Source organism: Polaribacter litoreus, assembly GCF_054584775.1.
In genome coordinates this window covers 171,370-187,864 of sequence record NZ_JBTLRD010000005.1, presented here as the reverse complement: position 1 = coordinate 187,864, position 16,495 = coordinate 171,370, and the positions used below count along the sequence as shown (strand labels likewise).

13 protein-coding genes are annotated in these 16,495 nt (G+C 31.0%); 9 read left to right on the top strand and 4 right to left on the bottom strand.

Annotated features, from left to right (window positions below; genetic code table 11):
* Nucleotides 1-13: 13 nt before the first annotated feature.
* The gene (locus tag ACW9UN_RS05925; protein WP_459484798.1) at nt 14-262 is read left to right on the top strand and encodes a hypothetical protein; all 249 of its coding nucleotides are present in this window, start codon (nt 14-16) and stop codon (nt 260-262) included.
* Nucleotides 262-537, top strand: a complete 276-nt coding sequence (locus ACW9UN_RS05920; RefSeq protein WP_459484796.1) for a hypothetical protein — start codon at nt 262-264, stop codon at nt 535-537. Before ACW9UN_RS05925 ends, ACW9UN_RS05920 begins: the two co-directional genes overlap by 1 nt.
* Before the next feature lie 66 nt (nt 538-603).
* On the opposite strand, the gene ACW9UN_RS05915 is transcribed toward ACW9UN_RS05920, so the two are convergent.
* Entirely contained in the window at nt 604-3,708 is a 3,105-nt protein-coding gene (locus tag ACW9UN_RS05915) for a WD40/YVTN/BNR-like repeat-containing protein (protein WP_459484795.1), read from the bottom strand.
* 55 nt (nt 3,709-3,763) lie between these two features.
* Between ACW9UN_RS05915 and ACW9UN_RS05910 the strand changes: the two genes are divergently transcribed.
* From ACW9UN_RS05910 to ACW9UN_RS05890, 5 genes are all read left to right on the top strand, one after another.
* Complete coding sequence (locus ACW9UN_RS05910) at nt 3,764-4,993, top strand: 3-phosphoshikimate 1-carboxyvinyltransferase (RefSeq protein WP_459484793.1); 1,230 nt, start codon at nt 3,764-3,766, stop codon at nt 4,991-4,993.
* Nucleotides 4,994-5,067: 74 nt separating this feature from the next.
* Nucleotides 5,068-6,117, top strand: a complete 1,050-nt coding sequence (queA, locus tag ACW9UN_RS05905; protein ID WP_459484791.1) for a tRNA preQ1(34) S-adenosylmethionine ribosyltransferase-isomerase QueA — start codon at nt 5,068-5,070, stop codon at nt 6,115-6,117.
* 225 nt (nt 6,118-6,342) lie between these two features.
* Nucleotides 6,343-7,380 (top strand): dual-specificity RNA methyltransferase RlmN, encoded by a 1,038-nt coding sequence (gene rlmN / locus ACW9UN_RS05900; RefSeq protein WP_459484789.1) that lies wholly within the window; start codon nt 6,343-6,345, stop codon nt 7,378-7,380.
* A gap of 103 nt (nt 7,381-7,483) precedes the next feature.
* Nucleotides 7,484-8,461, top strand: coding sequence for a polyprenyl synthetase family protein (locus tag ACW9UN_RS05895; protein WP_459484787.1), 978 nt, complete (start codon nt 7,484-7,486; stop codon nt 8,459-8,461).
* A gap of 264 nt (nt 8,462-8,725) precedes the next feature.
* Nucleotides 8,726-10,408 (top strand): hypothetical protein, encoded by a 1,683-nt coding sequence (locus ACW9UN_RS05890; protein ID WP_459484786.1) that lies wholly within the window; start codon nt 8,726-8,728, stop codon nt 10,406-10,408.
* Nucleotides 10,409-10,413: 5 nt separating this feature from the next.
* Here the strand turns inward: ACW9UN_RS05890 and ACW9UN_RS05885 are convergent, their stop codons facing one another.
* Nucleotides 10,414-11,922: a GH3 auxin-responsive promoter family protein gene (locus tag ACW9UN_RS05885; RefSeq protein ID WP_459484784.1), complete on the bottom strand. Its 1,509-nt coding sequence runs from the start codon at nt 11,920-11,922 to the stop codon at nt 10,414-10,416.
* 58 nt (nt 11,923-11,980) lie between these two features.
* On the opposite strand from ACW9UN_RS05885, the gene ACW9UN_RS05880 reads away from it, so the two are divergent.
* Together ACW9UN_RS05880 and ACW9UN_RS05875 are read left to right on the top strand one after the other, a co-directional pair.
* Nucleotides 11,981-12,772 carry a DUF2797 domain-containing protein gene (locus tag ACW9UN_RS05880; RefSeq protein WP_459484781.1) on the top strand — a complete coding sequence of 264 codons (792 nt, stop codon included), beginning with the start codon at nt 11,981-11,983 and terminating at the stop codon, nt 12,770-12,772.
* Between the two features lie 70 nt (nt 12,773-12,842).
* Nucleotides 12,843-13,793, top strand: coding sequence for a carbon-nitrogen hydrolase family protein (locus ACW9UN_RS05875; protein WP_459484779.1), 951 nt, complete (start codon nt 12,843-12,845; stop codon nt 13,791-13,793).
* A gap of 265 nt (nt 13,794-14,058) precedes the next feature.
* Here ACW9UN_RS05875 and ACW9UN_RS05870 read toward each other — a convergent pair whose 3' ends face one another.
* Together ACW9UN_RS05870 and ACW9UN_RS05865 are read right to left on the bottom strand one after the other, a co-directional pair.
* Nucleotides 14,059-14,874: a 3'(2'),5'-bisphosphate nucleotidase CysQ family protein gene (locus ACW9UN_RS05870; protein WP_459484777.1), complete on the bottom strand. Its 816-nt coding sequence runs from the start codon at nt 14,872-14,874 to the stop codon at nt 14,059-14,061.
* Between the two features lies 1 nt (nt 14,875).
* Entirely contained in the window at nt 14,876-15,823 is a 948-nt protein-coding gene (locus tag ACW9UN_RS05865) for an oxidoreductase family protein (RefSeq protein WP_459484775.1), read from the bottom strand.
* Between the last annotated feature and the right edge of the window lie 672 nt (nt 15,824-16,495).

The following is a 16,495-nucleotide window of genomic DNA, read 5'->3' as shown; positions in this document are numbered from 1 at the left end:
TAAACTAGTACAAATGTCTTTTTTTAAAAAAATAAAGCAAAAAGAATATTGGCAAAATACACTTAAAATTGCCCTCCCTTTTTTTGTTTTTGTAACCATTATATCTCTAATAATGAATAGTTGGAGAGATGTTTTTGCAGGCGATTTTATAAAACTTATCAACGATAATTTTAGTGATGGGAAATGGATGACATTTTGGGGATATAAAGTTTTTTTAAGTTTGGTTTATGGCATGTATATGACCAATAAAAATATGAAATAGTGAACTTGAAAAAGGTAAATGATAAACTAAACAAAAATGTAAATGAAGAAACTGAGTTAATCAACTCCCTATCTTTAGGTAAATATTTATTGATTTACATTCCTATACTTTTTGTAATGTTTACCATAGGTCAATACATAGGTAGCTTCTTTTTTGATATTGATTTTGATTGGAGAATGGTTTTAGTTCAATCTGTGTGTTTTGCTCTCTTTTTTAGAGTTTTTCATAAACTTAGAAAGTTAATCAACAAAAATTGGAAAAATAAATACAACTAAACAGGTTGTCTGAAAAATATTAAAACTTTTCTGACAACCTTTTTTATGAGTACAATGAATGCAGCATTAATCCAATTGAATTAAATCAATATTACTTTCTTTTACTTTTGTGTTCAATTCTTTTACACCTTTATCAAATAAAGAATATAGTTTAGCCAATTCTAAATCAATTTCTTTTGTAATTTCATTTTTAAATTCGATAGCTTGATTTGTTGGAGCATAATTTCCAATTCTGGTTAACGAATTTAAATGACCTAGTTTATTATTCAAACGAATTGGGTAATTTAAAGGATCTTGCCCGCTTTTAGATTTTGTTTGATATAATGTTTCTTCAACAACAGTCATATCTTTTACTAATTTATCAGCAAAATCAAGTAAGTCTTTATGTTTCTTTTTGTCTTTAATAGATTTTTTTAACAAACCAACTTGACTACGAACTTTCTTCACATTTTTTAAAGCCTTATGAATTTCAGTCATTTTTTTGTTGATGTCGTTGATAAAATCAAATTGAGCTTTCATATCACTTTCAGAAGCTTCAGACATTGGGTTTTTTACAATGGTAAAATCCTGAGATTTTTTTACATCATTTACAGCCAACTCAACTTTATAGTTTCCAGGCAAAGCCATTGGTCCAGATAATGAAGCCCACCATAAAATCATACCTTTTACAGATTCTGCACCATCATACATCATGTTCCAATTAAAAATATTGTTGCCTTCTTCTATGTTCAATTTGCCTTCTTTTTTATCTTTATCAGGCTTTGTAGAGAATTTTTTAATCAAGTTGTCATTGGCATCAAAAATAGAAATAGAAGTTACATCTTTTTCTTTTAGTTCTTTAATGTAATAGTAAATATTTACACCTCCAGAATGATTTGTACCTGCGGTTCTAGAGGTTCTTCCTCTACCACCAGATAAATTATATGCATTTTTTGGTTTGTATAAAATTACATCCTCTTCTTTTGATGTATTTAATTGATGTAAAGGAGTTAAATCATCAATAATCCAAAGAGCACGACCTTGAGTTGCCGCAATTAAATTATCATCTTTTATAGCTAAATCTGTAATAGGCACAATTGGTAAATTTTGTTGAAAAGTTTGCCAGTTTTTACCATCATCAAAAGAAATATACATACCTCTTTCTGTACCTGCGTACAATAAACCTTTGCGTTTTGGGTCTGCTCTTAAAGCTCTTGTAAAATCTTCATTGGCAATTCCGTTTATAATTAACTCCCAAGTTTTTCCGTAATTTTCTGTTTTGTAGATGTAAGGTTTGTAATCGCCAGATTTGTATTTTGTACCCACAATATAAGCACCTCCTTTTGTAAAAGGATCAATTTCTATGCAGTTAATCATTATCCATTCTGGCATTTTTTTTGGGGTGATGTTATCCCAAGATTCGCCATTATTTTTAGTGATGTGCACCAAGCCATCATCAGAACCTGTGTAAATTAAACCTGGTTCGTAAGGCGATTCTGCAACAGCGAAAATAGTTCCATAATATTCTACACCAGTATTGTCTTTGGTTATTGGCCCTCCAGAAGGTCCTAAAGTTTTAGGGTCGTTTCTTGTTAAATCTGGACTAATTAATTGCCAAGATTGCCCTTCATCTTCAGTAACATGCAAATGGTTAGAAGCTGCATACAATCTTTTTTTATGAGTTGGCGAAAATAAAATTGGGAAATTCCACTGAAAACGATATTTAAAATCCTCTGCTCCATGCCCCATAGGATCATCTGGCCAAACATTAATTGCACGAGATTCGTTGGTTTTATGATTTACTCTTGTTAATAAACCACCATAACTTCCACCATAAACAATATCATCATTTAAAGGATCTACAGCAATATGTGCACTTTCTCCACCAGCAGTAGAAGACCAATCAGATTCAGTAATAAATCTGCCTCCAGTTCTATGAGAAATTCTTACGGTAGAATTGTCTTGTTGTGCTGCTAAAATTCTGTACGGAAAATGATTGTCTGTCGTAACTCTATAAAATTGCGCTGTAGGTTGATTGTTCATGGTGCTCCAATTTTCGCCAGCATCAAAAGAGATTTGTGCTCCACCATCATCACCAATAATCATTCTTTGGTTGTCTTCTGGAGCAATCCATAAATCATGATGATCTCCATGAGGAGCGTTGTAGGTTTTGTAAGTTTTTCCACCATCTGTAGATTTATGATAACGAACATTTAAAACATATAAAATATCTTCATCTTGTGTATCTGCATACAAACGTGTGTAATACCAAGCTCTCTGTCTTAATTTTCTTTCAGAATTGATCAGTTTCCAAGTTTTACCAGCATCTGTAGATTTGTATACTCCACCTTTTTTATTTTCGATTAAAGCATACACAATATCAGAATTTACAGGTGAAACTGTAATACCTGCAATACCCCAAATTCCATCAGGTAAACCTTTATTGGTAGAAATGTTTGTCCAAGTTTCTCCTTCATCTGTACTTTTCCAAAGAGCAGAACCATCACCACCAGAAGACAAACTATAAGGAGTTCTTCTGATGTTCCAAGTAGTGGCATATAGAATTCTAGGATTATTTGGATCGATCACCAAATCTACAACTCCAGAATCTTCGTTAGAAAACAATACTTTTCGCCAAGTTTCGCCACCATCAGTAGTTTTGTAAACACCACGTTCTTGAGTGGGTTTGTATAAATCTCCCATAACACCTGCAAAAACAATATCAGAATTTTTTGGGTGAATGCGCATTCTAGGAATGTGTCTTGAGTTTTTTAAACCCACGTGTTTCCATGTTTTACCTGCATTTACCGATTTCCAAATTCCATCACCAGAAGAAACATTTCCACGAACGGTTTTTTCTCCCATTCCAACATACATCACATTATTGTCAGATTCAGAAACGGCTACAGCACCTACAGAACCACCAAAAAAACCGTCAGAAATATTTTGCCAGGTATTACCAGCATCTGTGGTTTTCCAGACTCCACCACCAGTTGCGCCCATATAAAAAAGGTTTGCTTTGCCAGCAACACCTGTTACAGCAGCACTTCGTCCTCCTCTAAAAGGGCCAATATTTCTCCATTTTATAGCGCTAAAATATTCATCAGAAACTTTGGTAGATTTTTTTTGTGCATTAACTTTGGCATTTGCAGAAAAGAAGATGCAAATTGCCAGAAAAAAGAGTTTTTTCATTGTGGTTAGTTATAAAATTAAGCATTAAAAGTAAGAATTAAAATCAATTTTTAGAATGGACATATTGTTAAATGTTTTAGAGGATAAAAAAATAGACCAAAAAATAACAATTTCTGGTTCTAAAAGCGAATCGAATAGATTATTGATTTTGCAAAAATTATTTCCAGAAATTTCTATAGAAAATTTATCAGATTCTGACGATTCTGTGCACATGCAACATGCTTTATCTACAGATGAAGAATTGGTAAATATAGGTCATGCAGGTACAGCAATGCGTTTTTTAACTTCTTATTTTGCCGTACAAAAAGGTAGAGAAACTGTATTAACAGGTTCTGAAAGAATGCAAAATAGACCTATAGAAATTTTAGTTGATGCTTTAAAAAGTTTAGGAGCAAATATTGCTTACGAAGATAAAGTTGGGTATCCACCAATTAGAATAAAAGGAACTCAAATAATTAAAGACAAAGTTCAAATTAATGGTAATGTTAGTAGCCAGTACATTTCATCATTATTGTTAATTGCAGCAAAATTAGAAAACGGATTAGAAATTGAGTTAACAGGTAAAATTACCTCTATTCCTTATATTAAAATGACGTTGAGTTTGCTTTCTCAAATAGGAATTGAAAGTAATTTTGAAGGGAATATTATAAAAGTTTATCCTAAGAAATCAATAGAAAAACAAACAGTAGTTGTAGAATCAGATTGGTCATCAGCAAGTTATTTTTATTCTATTGTTGCTTTGGCAGAAATTGGTTCATCAATTCAATTATCAGCCTACAAAAAAGAAAGTTTACAAGGTGATTCTTGCTTAGCAGAAATTTATACACATTTTGGAGTAACAACTACTTTTGGCGATAATTTTATCACCTTAAAAAAAGTTAGTGAAACTAAAAAAGTTACTTTAGAAATTAATCTAAAAAATGCTCCAGATATTGCGCAAACTATTGTGGTAACTTGTTTTGCAGAAAATATTGCGTGTAATTTAACAGGTTTACATACTTTAAAAATTAAAGAAACAGACAGGTTAGTAGCTTTGCATGATGAATTATCTAAATTAGGCGCAAATATTGCTGTAACTAACGAAACTTTGCATTTGGAAGTAACCAATACCATTCATAAAAATATAGCCATAAAAACCTATAACGATCATAGAATGGCCATGGCTTTTGCACCATTAGCTTTGCGAGTTCCTATTCAAATAAATAATGCTGAAGTAGTTACAAAATCTTACCAAAAATTCTGGGAAGATATGAAACAATTAGGTATTAAAATTGATGAACTTTAAAGATAAATAGGCAAACACTTGACAACGCCTATTCTCATATCGTATATTTGCATCTTTTACAGCAAAATACATTTATGAAATTATCAAACTTCGATTTTGAACTGCCAGAAGAATTGTTAGCAATTTATCCTGCAGAACATAGAGACGAATCTCGTTTAATGGTCTTAAATAGAAAAGATCAAACTATAGAACACAAAACATTTAAAGACGTTATCAACTATTTTGACGAAGGTGATATCTTAATGTTAAACAATACCAAAGTTTTTCCTGCAAGAATGTATGGTAATAAAGAAAAAACTGGGGCAAGAATTGAGGTTTTCTTATTAAGAGAACTAAATGCAGAAAATAGATTATGGGATGTTTTAGTAGATCCTGCAAGAAAAATTAGAATTGGTAACAAATTATTTTTTGGTGAAGATGATAGTTTAGTAGCAGAAGTTATCGATAATACAACATCTAGAGGTAGAACTTTACGTTTTTTGTTTGATGGTAGTTACGAAGCTTTTAGAGAAAAATTATTAGAACTTGGCGAAACACCTTTACCAAGAACCATAAAAAGAGAAGTAGAACCTTCTGATGAAGAGCGTTACCAAACTATTTATGCAAAACACGAAGGTGCTGTAGCTGCACCAACTGCTGGTTTACATTTTTCGAAACACCTATTAAAGCGTTTAGAAATTAAAGGAGTAGATTTTGCAGAAATGACATTACATGTAGGTTTAGGTTCTTTTAGCCCTGTAGAGGTAGAAGATTTGTCTAAACACAAAATGGATTCTGAACAGATAATTATTCCTGCAGCATCTGCAGATAAAATAAACCAAGCAAAAGCAGAAAAAAGAAGAATTTGTGCAGTAGGAACCACGGTTATGAGAACTGTAGAATCTTCAGTTTCTTCTAATCAAAAACTAAATCCGTATGAAGGTTGGACCAATAAATTTATTTTTCCACCTTACGATTTTAGTATTGCCAATGCAATGATTACAAATTTTCATACGCCAAAATCTACCTTAATGATGCAAGCAGCTGCATTTTCGGGTTACGATTTTTTAATGGAAGCTTACAAAGAAGCTGTTAAAGAAGGTTATAAATTCTCTACTTACGGAGATGCTATGTTGATAATATAAATTCAAAATTTAAAGTTCTGAATTTAAAATGATAAAACTGGTACTCGTTAAAGTGCCAGTTTTTTTGGCATTACCTTTCAGGTCGCGCTTTCCATTATATCTTTTTTTCGTGCCTCAAAAAAGGATGCCATTTCAATCGCTAATGCAGGCTTACTTAAAAACAACAGTCATTACCTCAAAATATATGTGTATTTTTGCAGTTGTAATTTTTTTGAATAGAAAACCTTGATTAAAAAGAAAGACATAAGAGCTTTAACCAAAGAACAATTGCGCGATTTTTTTGTAAAAAATGGCGATAAAGCTTTTCGTGGAAACCAAGTTTATGAATGGCTTTGGAACAAGTCTTTGCATACTTTTGAAGATATGACAAACATTTCTAAAGCAACAAGAGAAATGTTAGAAGCCAATTTTGTTATCAATCATATTAAGGTAGATTCTATGCAGAAAAGTAATGATGGTACTATAAAAAATGGTATTAAATTACACGATGGTTTAGTAGTAGAATCAGTTTTAATTCCTACAGAAAAAAGAACCACAGCATGTGTTTCCAGTCAAGTTGGGTGTAGTTTAGATTGTAAATTCTGTGCAACAGCGCGTTTAAAAAGAATGCGAAATCTAAATCCTGATGAAATTTACGATCAAGTAGTTGTTATTGATAAACAAAGTAGATTGTATCACAATAAAAAATTGACAAATATTGTTTTTATGGGAATGGGAGAACCATTAATGAACTATAAAAACGTATTAAAATCTATAGAGATGATTACTTCTCCAGAAGGTTTAGGAATGTCATCAAAAAGAATAACAGTTTCTACTTCTGGTGTACCAAAAATGATTAAAAAAATGGCAGATGAAGAAGTAAAATTCAATTTGGCAGTTTCTTTACACTCGGCCATAGATGAAGTAAGAACCTCAATTATGCCTTTTAACACTAATTTTCCATTAAAAGATTTAAAGGAATCTTTAGAATATTGGTATGCAAAAACCAAAAGAGCCATTACTTACGAATATGTGGTTTGGGATGGAATTAACGATAGCAAAGAAGACATAAAAGCACTTGTTGAGTTCTGTAAATATGTGCCATGTAAAGTCAATTTAATCGAGTACAATCCTATAGACGATGGTCAATTTCAACAAGCCAGTAACTTAGCTGTAAATAATTATATTTCTAATCTAGAAATGCACGATATTACTGTAAATGTAAGACGAAGTAGAGGTAAAGATATAGATGCAGCTTGTGGGCAATTGGCCAATAAAGCTTAACTTTTTATAGATAAATCATAAATTTTGTAATGATTTAATTAACAAAATTCGACTTTAATTTTTTGTACTTTTACATCAAATACTGAAACCTGTTCAGCATAAAATGAAGCCAGTAGAACTTATTAAATTGCCCATCAAAAAAGAGATGGAACTTTTTGAAAAAAAGTTCAGAGAAGCCATGCTTTCTAAAGTCCCTTTATTAAACAGAATTACATACTACATTATTCGTAGAAAAGGAAAGCAAATGCGACCAATGTTTGTTTTTTTAATTGCTAAAATGGTTTCTGATGGTAATTTTGATGAGCGAACTTATAGAGGAGCTTCTATTATCGAATTGATTCATACCGCAACTTTAGTGCATGATGATGTTGTAGATGATAGTAATCGAAGACGTGGGTTTTTTTCTATAAACGCACTCTGGAAAAACAAAATTGCAGTTTTAGTAGGAGATTTCTTACTCTCTAAAGGATTGTTACTCTCTATTGACAATGACGATTTTGATTTGCTAAAGTTAATTTCTATTGCAGTTCGTGAAATGAGCGAAGGTGAGTTGTTGCAAATTGAAAAAGCCAGAAAATTAGACATTACAGAAGAAGTGTATTTTGATATTATTCGTCAAAAAACGGCCACATTAATTGCAGCTTGTTGTGGAATTGGAGCTGCTTCTGTAGGTGCTAACAATGATATCATACAAGATATGCGAAAATTTGGGGAGTATATAGGTATTGCTTTTCAAATAAAAGACGATTTATTTGATTATACAGATGATAAAATTGGAAAACCAACAGGCATAGATATCAAAGAACAGAAAATGACCTTGCCTTTAATTTATACTTTAAATAATTGTACCAAAAAAGAAAAGGCCTGGATTATTAATTCTGTAAAAAAACACAATAAAGATAAAAAACGAGTAAAAGAAGTAATTGCTTTTGTAAAACAAAATGGGGGAATTGAATATACTACCACTAAAATGAATTATTACAAAAATAAAGCAATCACTATTTTAGAAACCTACCCAACATCACCTTACAAAAAATCACTACTTCAAATGATTGATTATGTTGTAGAACGTAAAGTTTAATTTCTATAATCTATTCTTTTTGTTATTTTTGGATTGATAATTGCTCTTATTCAAAAAAAACAATTTCTATGAAGAAAAATGCACTTCTCTTTATTTGTGCTATTTTATTAACATCAACTTTTAAAGGCACAGAAAATTTATGATATTATATTTTCTCAAAACTCATCACAAGATTCAAGATGCGCCTATTTCAATTCGTATTTTAAACAAACCCCAAAAGAAGTAGGTTTCTCAATAAAAAGAGAAAACGATAAACTCTATTTTGTGGTTACGGATAAAAAATGGGCAATCAATTTATTCAAAAAATCAGGAGATGGAATTGCGATTGATGTTATTTCAAAGTCCAGATACAAATGCGGTACACCAATTGGAAGTTCGCAAATTAGAGGAATCTTATTGAAACCTGTGTATGCAAAACAATTGGTTAGAGGTTTAAAACCAACTCTAGGAAATAGATTCAAAACTTTTGTAGGTACAGTACCAACTGATTTACAAGATGAAGAATTAGAATTTAATATCTTGTTTTTAAACAATAAGGTGTTGTGTAGATATCAACGTATTTATAATTTAGAATCTTATCCTTGGGATCTGTTAGACATGGGAGCTTACTTAGATTCGTTGGTCTACAAAGCCAAAAAAATTACAAATAATAATGATAAATTTGTTACCAAGTATAAAAAACTAAAGTTTGTAATCCCTTTTGAGAAGAACAAATCAGAATATTTACCAAAAGATATTAAGCCTCTATATGATTCTTTGCGTTTAACGGATTTTAATATTAAAAAAATAAATATTAATGCATATTCTTCTATAGAAGGAAGTTTAGAACGAAATTTAGAATTGCAAGAACAAAGAGCAAATAGTATTGTAAATTCGATGCAATCTTTCCAAAAACCTAACATAGCAACAGTAATTTCAACTTCAGAAAATTGGGTAGAATTTTTAAATGATATTTCTAAAAGCGATTTTAAAAATCTAAGGTCACTATCTAAACAAGAAATTAAGAAGAAAGTAACTGGTCAAGTTGCCAAAGATTTAGAAGTATTTTTAAAAAATCATAGAAAAGCAGTCATCACTTTAGATTTAGAGAAAAAAGATAAATACAAAGATATGACTACTGAAGTATTAATATCTACTTTTAATAAATTGGTACAACAAGATAACGTAGATGAAGCTTTAATTGTTCAAAACTCATTATTTGAAAAATTGAAAGATGAAAAAAATCCTAATAAATTAAGACGATTAAATGTACCTAAACAAATAAAATATGTACCGCTTTTAAACAAGAATAGTATGTTCAAATCTATCTTGAATTTAAGTTATGCTAAAATTTCTTTTGATGAATTAAAAGCGTTGGAAAAACTAAGCCCCAACAATAAAAAAATAAAATATAATTTAGTGGTCTTAAAGTTTACCATTTGGAGGAACAAGTGGCAAAATATTAATGCCTCTGATTTTAAAAAAGAAATTCTTAATCTAAAAAAATATAAAATAGCAAAACCTTTAATTGATAGAATGTTGGTGAATTTTCATATTGTAAAGGCAGAAAAAAACATGAGAGCTAGAAAATATGATGCTAAAGATGAATCTGTAGAATTTATCATTGATACTTATGAGAATGTAAATTTATCTAACTACGATTATTTAAGTTTGGCCCAGTTTTTAACCTATTATTCAGATTTAGACGAAGCCACTTACTTATTAGATGATAAAGTAAGAACCATTACTGTAGATGAAGATTTGTTGTTTTATTATTTGAATTTAACCATTACTAATAATTACGCTGTGACTACTGATGATTACAGAACAATTATGTTAAATGCTATCAATATGAATAAAAGTAGATTCTGTAAATTGTTTAATTCTTCTCTAGAAGATGGAGTTACTTTTCAGTTATTAGAAAATGAATATCTCAGAAAAACATATTGTGAGAATTGTAGTAAATAGTAGTTCTATAAACTTAACAACTCTTCCACAAAATCTCGTTTATTAGACAATCTAGGTACTTTGTGTTGGCCACCTAACTTTCCTTTTTTCTTTAGCCAATCGTAAAAAAGCCCTTTTCTGGCAACGTGAATTTTAGGCATGGCTAACGTCATAGAATTGTAACGTTTGGCTTCGTAATCAGAATTGATAGCCTTTAAAGAATTGTCTAACATTTCTGTGAAATAACTCATGTTTTTGGGTTGTTTATTAAATTCAATAATCCATTCGTGTCCACCACTTTTTTTATCTTTCATAAAAATAGGACCAACTGTGTAATCAGAAATTATAGCCTCTGTTTTTTCGCAAGCTAGTTTTAAAGCATCCTCTACATTTTCTATATTTAGTTCTTCACCAAAAACATTAATATAATGTCTAGTTCTACCTGTAATTTTAATTCTATAAGGCTCTAGTGATGTAAAACGAATGGTATCACCAATTAAATAACGCCATAAACCACTGTTTGTAGTAATAATTAAAGCATAATCAATACCTTTTTGTACTTCAGAAATCGGAATAGTTTTAGAGCTCTCTCCAGCATAATCGCTCATTGGTATAAACTCATAGAAAATTCCGTAATCTAACATTAACAACAATTCTTTAGAGTTATTTTGATCTTGAATCGCAAAAAAACCTTCGGATGCATTGTAGGTTTCATAATATTTAAAATCTGCTTTCGGAATCAGTTTTTTGTATTGTTCTCTGTAAGGATTAAAGTTTACACCACCGTGAAAATAAACTTCTAAATTTGGCCAGACTTCTAGAATATTGTCTTTTCCTGTGCGCTCTAAAACGTTGTTTAGCAATACTAACATCCAACTAGGTACGCCTACTAAACTTGTAATATCTTCATTGATGGTTTCCTCAATAATGGCATCCATTTTAGTTTCCCACTCAGCCATTAACGCTACTTCTTGGCTTGGTGCAGAACTATAATCTGCCCAAAAAGGTAAATTTTCTGTGATAATTGCAGATAAATCTCCAAAATAAGAATTATTGTCTTTATAAATTTCGGAACTACCACCCAATCGTAGTCCTTTTCCTGTAAAAAGCTGTGTATCTTCATTATTGTTAATGTATAAGCACAGCATGTCTTTACCAGCTTTCATATGGCAATATTCCAAAGCTTCACTACTTACAGGTATAAATTTACTTTTAGCGTTTGTAGTTCCACTAGATTTTGCAAACCATTTAATATGGCTAGGCCAAAATAAATTTTGTTCTCCTTTTCTACATCGTTCTATAAGGGGTTCTATGGTTTCGTATTTGTGAATCGGAACTAATCTTGTAAAATCTGAATAACTTTTTATCGTAGAAAATTGATGCTGTTTACCAAACTCAGTTTTTTTTGCAGTTGAAACTAATCTGAGTAAGAGTTCGTTTTGCACATCATTTGGATATTTTAAAAACAATTCCATTTGATGTATTCTTTTTTTCAAAAACCAAGAAATTATAGAATTTACTAAGGGAAAGGCCATGAATTAAGTTCGATTTTTTACGTAATTTTGTGAACAGCTAAAAATACTAAAATTTGTTATGCAATATCAAGGGGTTTTAAAAAAAATGAAAACTGAAAACTTAGAAGAAATTCAGTATTATTTAGATATGAAAACTGATTTCTTAAATATGAATCAGTTGTTAAATAAAGAAATTTCCATCAGTTTTGTAAGCTATGAGTGTTTGAGTTGTGGATTAGAGAAGAAAGTTTATCGACAAGGTTTTTGTAAATCTTGTTTTTTTGATATGCCAAATGCTGGTGATTGGATAATGCGTCCTGAGTTAAGTAAGGCACATTTAGATATTGAAGATCGAGATTTAGCTTATGAAAAACAAGTGCAATTACAACCACATATTGTGTATTTAGCAAATTCTAGTAATGTAAAAGTTGGGGTTACTAGAAAGCAACAAGTACCTACAAGATGGATAGATCAAGGCGCACACGAAGCTATAGAAATTGTAGAAGTACCTAATAGATATTTAGCAGGTATTACAGAAGTAGCTTTAAAAGAACACGTTGCAGATAAAACCAATTGGCGAAAAATGCTTAAGAATGATATTGAGGACGAAAACTTGGTTGAATGGAGAGAGAAACTAAAACAATACATTCCTGATGAAGCAAAAGCGTTTTTTATAGCGCATAATGAAGAAACCAATTTAAACTTTCCTGTAACTAAATATCCAGAGAAACCTAAAAGTTTAAATTTGATTAAAACACTAAATTACACAGGAAAATTAATGGGTATTAAAGGTCAGTATCTAATTTTTGAAGATGATACCGTTTTCAACGTAAGAGCTAATGAAGGATTAGTTGTAAATATTGATGTATAATTGTAATAATATCTGAATATAGCAATAGTTAACTTTGAAGCTTTGTTATTCTTTAATTTTTTAAACTATAATGGACAACCTACTAAAAGTAGCCTTAGCACAAATTTCTCCAGTTTGGTTAAACAAAGAAAAGACCATTCAAAAAATCGAGAAATCAATTGAAGATGCAGCTAATAAAAGTTGTGAGCTAATTGTTTTTGGTGAAGCATTATTACCAGGTTATCCTTTTTGGTTGGCATTAACAGGTGGTGCTGAGTGGAATTCAAAAATCAATAAAGAAATTCACGCACATTATGTCCGTAATTCAATAACTATAGAAAAAGGCGAACTCGATTCTATTTGCAAATTGGCAAAAGAAAACAAAATTGCGATTTATTTAGGGATTATAGAACGTGCACAAAATAGAGGAAGTCATAGTATTTATGCAAGTTTAGTGTATATAAACCAAGAAGGAAAAATACAATCTGTACACAGAAAATTACAACCCACTTATGATGAACGTTTAACTTGGGCCCCTGGAGATGGAAATGGTTTGCAAGTTCATCCTCTAAAAGAATTTACAGTTGGCGGGCTAAATTGTTGGGAGAATTGGATGCCTTTACCAAGAACAGCTTTGTATGGTTTAGGCGAAGATTTGCATATTGCAGTTTGGCCAGGATCAGATCATAATACTAAAGATATTACACGTTTTATAGCAAGAGAATCTCGTTCTTTTGTAATTTCGGTTTCGGCTTTAATGCAAAAAGTAGATTTTCCAGAAGATGTACCTCATTGTGATAAAATTGTAAAAAATGCACCAGATATTTTAGCAAATGGCGGTTCTTGTATTGCTGGTCCTGATGGAGAATGGATTATTGAGCCAATCATAAACAAAGAGGGTTTAATTATAGAAACATTAGATTTTAATCGTGTTTTAGAAGAGCGTCAAAATTTTGATCCTGTTGGTCATTATTCTAGACCAGATGTAACCAAATTACACATAAATAGAAATAGACAAAGTACAGTGGAGTTTGAAGAATAAATTTTAATGATGCTATTTTTTTTGTAGATAACAGGTTTTTTCTATGGATTTGACTCGATTTAGAAATCACTATTTAGTAGTTTATTTGATTTTATAAGGATTTATAACTAATTATTTCCAGTAAAATGGAGAAATATTAACTTTACGATTTATAAAAGCTATTTTCAAACAAATAGACTTTGTTTTCGACAATCTTAAAAAACAACAATTAGTTAATATTCAGAAATATAAGCTTGTGTATCTGAAAAAATAAATATAATTCACGTTAAGAAGTAAATAATATCCCTTTCTCATTCATATGCGGAGTTTTTGAGCTATTCAAGTCTAGTGGGTTTCCATAAAAGTCCCGAGCTTTTAAACCGAGTTCATTAAAAATACAGACTGTGGAAGCGTAGTCCCAAATACAACCTCCACCCTTTTCTGTTTTAGGAAATTTAAACATTATGGCAGGTCTATTTTCTGCAACTTTTATCGCATTTAAAACAGAACCCGAACCAAAATGTTCCTTCAATTCGTTCAGTTTTAGCTTCTCTTTTTCTCGATTTAAAACTGCTATAAACTCCTCTTTTTCGGGTAAATCTGATAAGTTTTTTTCGATAGTATAGGTCAAATAATTATTTGGTTCATTAAATTGCCAAGGTTTTCCATTTTTAAAAGCACCTTTGTCTTTTATGGCGTGATATAAATTGTTTGTTGTAGGATCAAAAACAACTCCGATTTGTGGTATTCCTTCTTTGGAAATCAATGCAATTGACACCGAAAAACCAGCTTGCTTTTTTATAAAAGCCAATGTACCATCTATGGGATCTATACACCAGAAAAATTCTTTTGCAAAGCGACTATTATCATCTTCTTGCTCTTCTGTTAGCAATCCCAGATCGTAAGTTTTACAAGTAGGCAAAAGATAAGACAACACAGTTGCTTCACTTTTTAAATCGACTTCTGTAAGTACTTGAGAGGCCAGAGAATCTCCTACTTTTTTTTCTAAAATAGTAACGTCATCATTCATGTATTTTTGAATGACTTTTCCAGCGGCTAAAGCTGCTTCTATGGCAATATCTGTAAGTTTTTGTAAATCCATTTTATAAATTTTTAATGACTTGTTTTGTAATCCGTTCACTATAACTGTTAATCTTCCAATGCCCAGGACTCCATCCTTTTAAAAAACGATGAAAATCTGCCCAAGCTACGTGATATAATGCTCTCCATTCGTTTTCTAATGCTTCATTTTTATCACCCAAAGCTTTGTGAAAATGGGTAAAATAGGTGTCTAAAATTTTAGACTCCAGTTGCTCACAATCTTCTTCATCTAAACAACTGCCAATAAAATAAGCCACATCTTTCATGCCACAACCACCACCTACATATTGAAAATCGACACCAGCAACTTTTCCATCTTTAGCAAAACAGAAGTTTGCTAATTTAGCATCTCCATGTACAAAAGTTTTAAAGTTACAATTATTCAATTTATCATCAATTGCAATCGCCGCTTTTTTCAATGGAATATCTTCTAAAACTGCTAATTCTTGTGGTCTTGTGGCTAAATGCCAATACGTACCAACCTCCCAAATACCTTTGGAATCTTTACCCAAATAACTGGCGTGAAAATTAGCCAACCACTGCAAACACCCTTCAATTTCTAACCAACTTAGGTTTTGTTTTCTTAATGAAAAACCTGCTTCATCTAAGTCTTCTAAAACCATTAAAACCTCGTCATTTTCTTGTCCAATTGCCAAACATTTGGGCAAACGCGCCTTACTTTGGTTGCTGTAGTTTTTGTACCAATAGGTTTCTACTTTGTAGGATTTTAGTTTTCTTTGATGACCAATATCCGAATTCCAGCCTCTTGGATGATTCGTCTGTTTAGGCAGTTGTACATTTTTTACAACCACACTTTTTAGAGGACTTCCCTGTAATGCTACTCGAATTATCTTTCCATAACCGCTCCAAAGTGATTGGATCACTTCTTTTTCTTGTAAGGATGATGCTCCTGTATTTTGTAGGATGATGGATTTAAAATGGTTGTTCATATTTTATTTTATACAGTCCCTTCAGGTTTTGAAAACCTGAAAGGTCTTATTCATGCTAAAAGTAATGATTTTTGAAAGTAAATTCTGCAGATTTCTATAACCTTAACAATTTAACTACAACTGACCCTAAGTGACTGAAAGAATTCTTTTTATTGTAATGAAATTACACCTGTTTACTTTACAATAAGTCTATAAAATAGTCATTTATATTTTATATAATGCATACCCTTCAGGTTTTAAAAACCTGAGGGTCTTAACATAATTGATGCTAAATGTAATACTTTTGAAAGTAAATTCTGCAGATTTCTAAACCTGAACAGTTTAACTACAACTACTCCTAAGTGACTGAAAGAATTCTTTTTCTTGTTAAGAAACTACGCCTGTTGCTTTACGATAAGTCTATAAAATAGTCAATTATATTTAATATAATGCAGACCCTTCAGGTTTTAAAAACATGAAGGGTCTTAATCTAATTCATTCTAAAAATAATACTTTTTGAAAATTATATTCTTCAGATTTCTAAACCTTAATAATTTAACTACAACTACTGCTAAGTGTTTGAATTACTTTCTTTTCTTGTAAAAAAGTTTCGCCTGTTTGCTTTAGAATAAGTAATGTAAAATAGTCAATTATATTTAATATAATGCAGACCCTTCAGGTTTTTAAAACCTG

Excerpts from the sequence above, each read along its gene's own strand:
- ACW9UN_RS05870 (WP_459484777.1), bottom strand. The coding sequence starts at position 14,874 with ATGGATTTACAAAAACTTACAGATATTGCCATAGAAGCAGCTTTAGCC.
- ACW9UN_RS05875 (WP_459484779.1), top strand. The coding sequence starts at position 12,843 with ATGGACAACCTACTAAAAGTAGCCTTAGCACAAATTTCTCCAGTTTGG.
- ACW9UN_RS05885 (WP_459484784.1), bottom strand. The coding sequence starts at position 11,922 with ATGGCCTTTCCCTTAGTAAATTCTATAATTTCTTGGTTTTTGAAAAAA.
- ACW9UN_RS05895 (WP_459484787.1), top strand. The coding sequence starts at position 7,484 with ATGAAGCCAGTAGAACTTATTAAATTGCCCATCAAAAAAGAGATGGAA.
- queA (WP_459484791.1), top strand. The coding sequence starts at position 5,068 with ATGAAATTATCAAACTTCGATTTTGAACTGCCAGAAGAATTGTTAGCA.
- ACW9UN_RS05925 (WP_459484798.1), top strand. The coding sequence starts at position 14 with ATGTCTTTTTTTAAAAAAATAAAGCAAAAAGAATATTGGCAAAATACA.
- ACW9UN_RS05880 (WP_459484781.1), top strand. The coding sequence starts at position 11,981 with ATGCAATATCAAGGGGTTTTAAAAAAAATGAAAACTGAAAACTTAGAA.
- ACW9UN_RS05915 (WP_459484795.1), bottom strand. The coding sequence starts at position 3,708 with ATGAAAAAACTCTTTTTTCTGGCAATTTGCATCTTCTTTTCTGCAAAT.
- ACW9UN_RS05910 (WP_459484793.1), top strand. The coding sequence starts at position 3,764 with ATGGACATATTGTTAAATGTTTTAGAGGATAAAAAAATAGACCAAAAA.
- ACW9UN_RS05865 (WP_459484775.1), bottom strand. The coding sequence starts at position 15,823 with ATGAACAACCATTTTAAATCCATCATCCTACAAAATACAGGAGCATCA.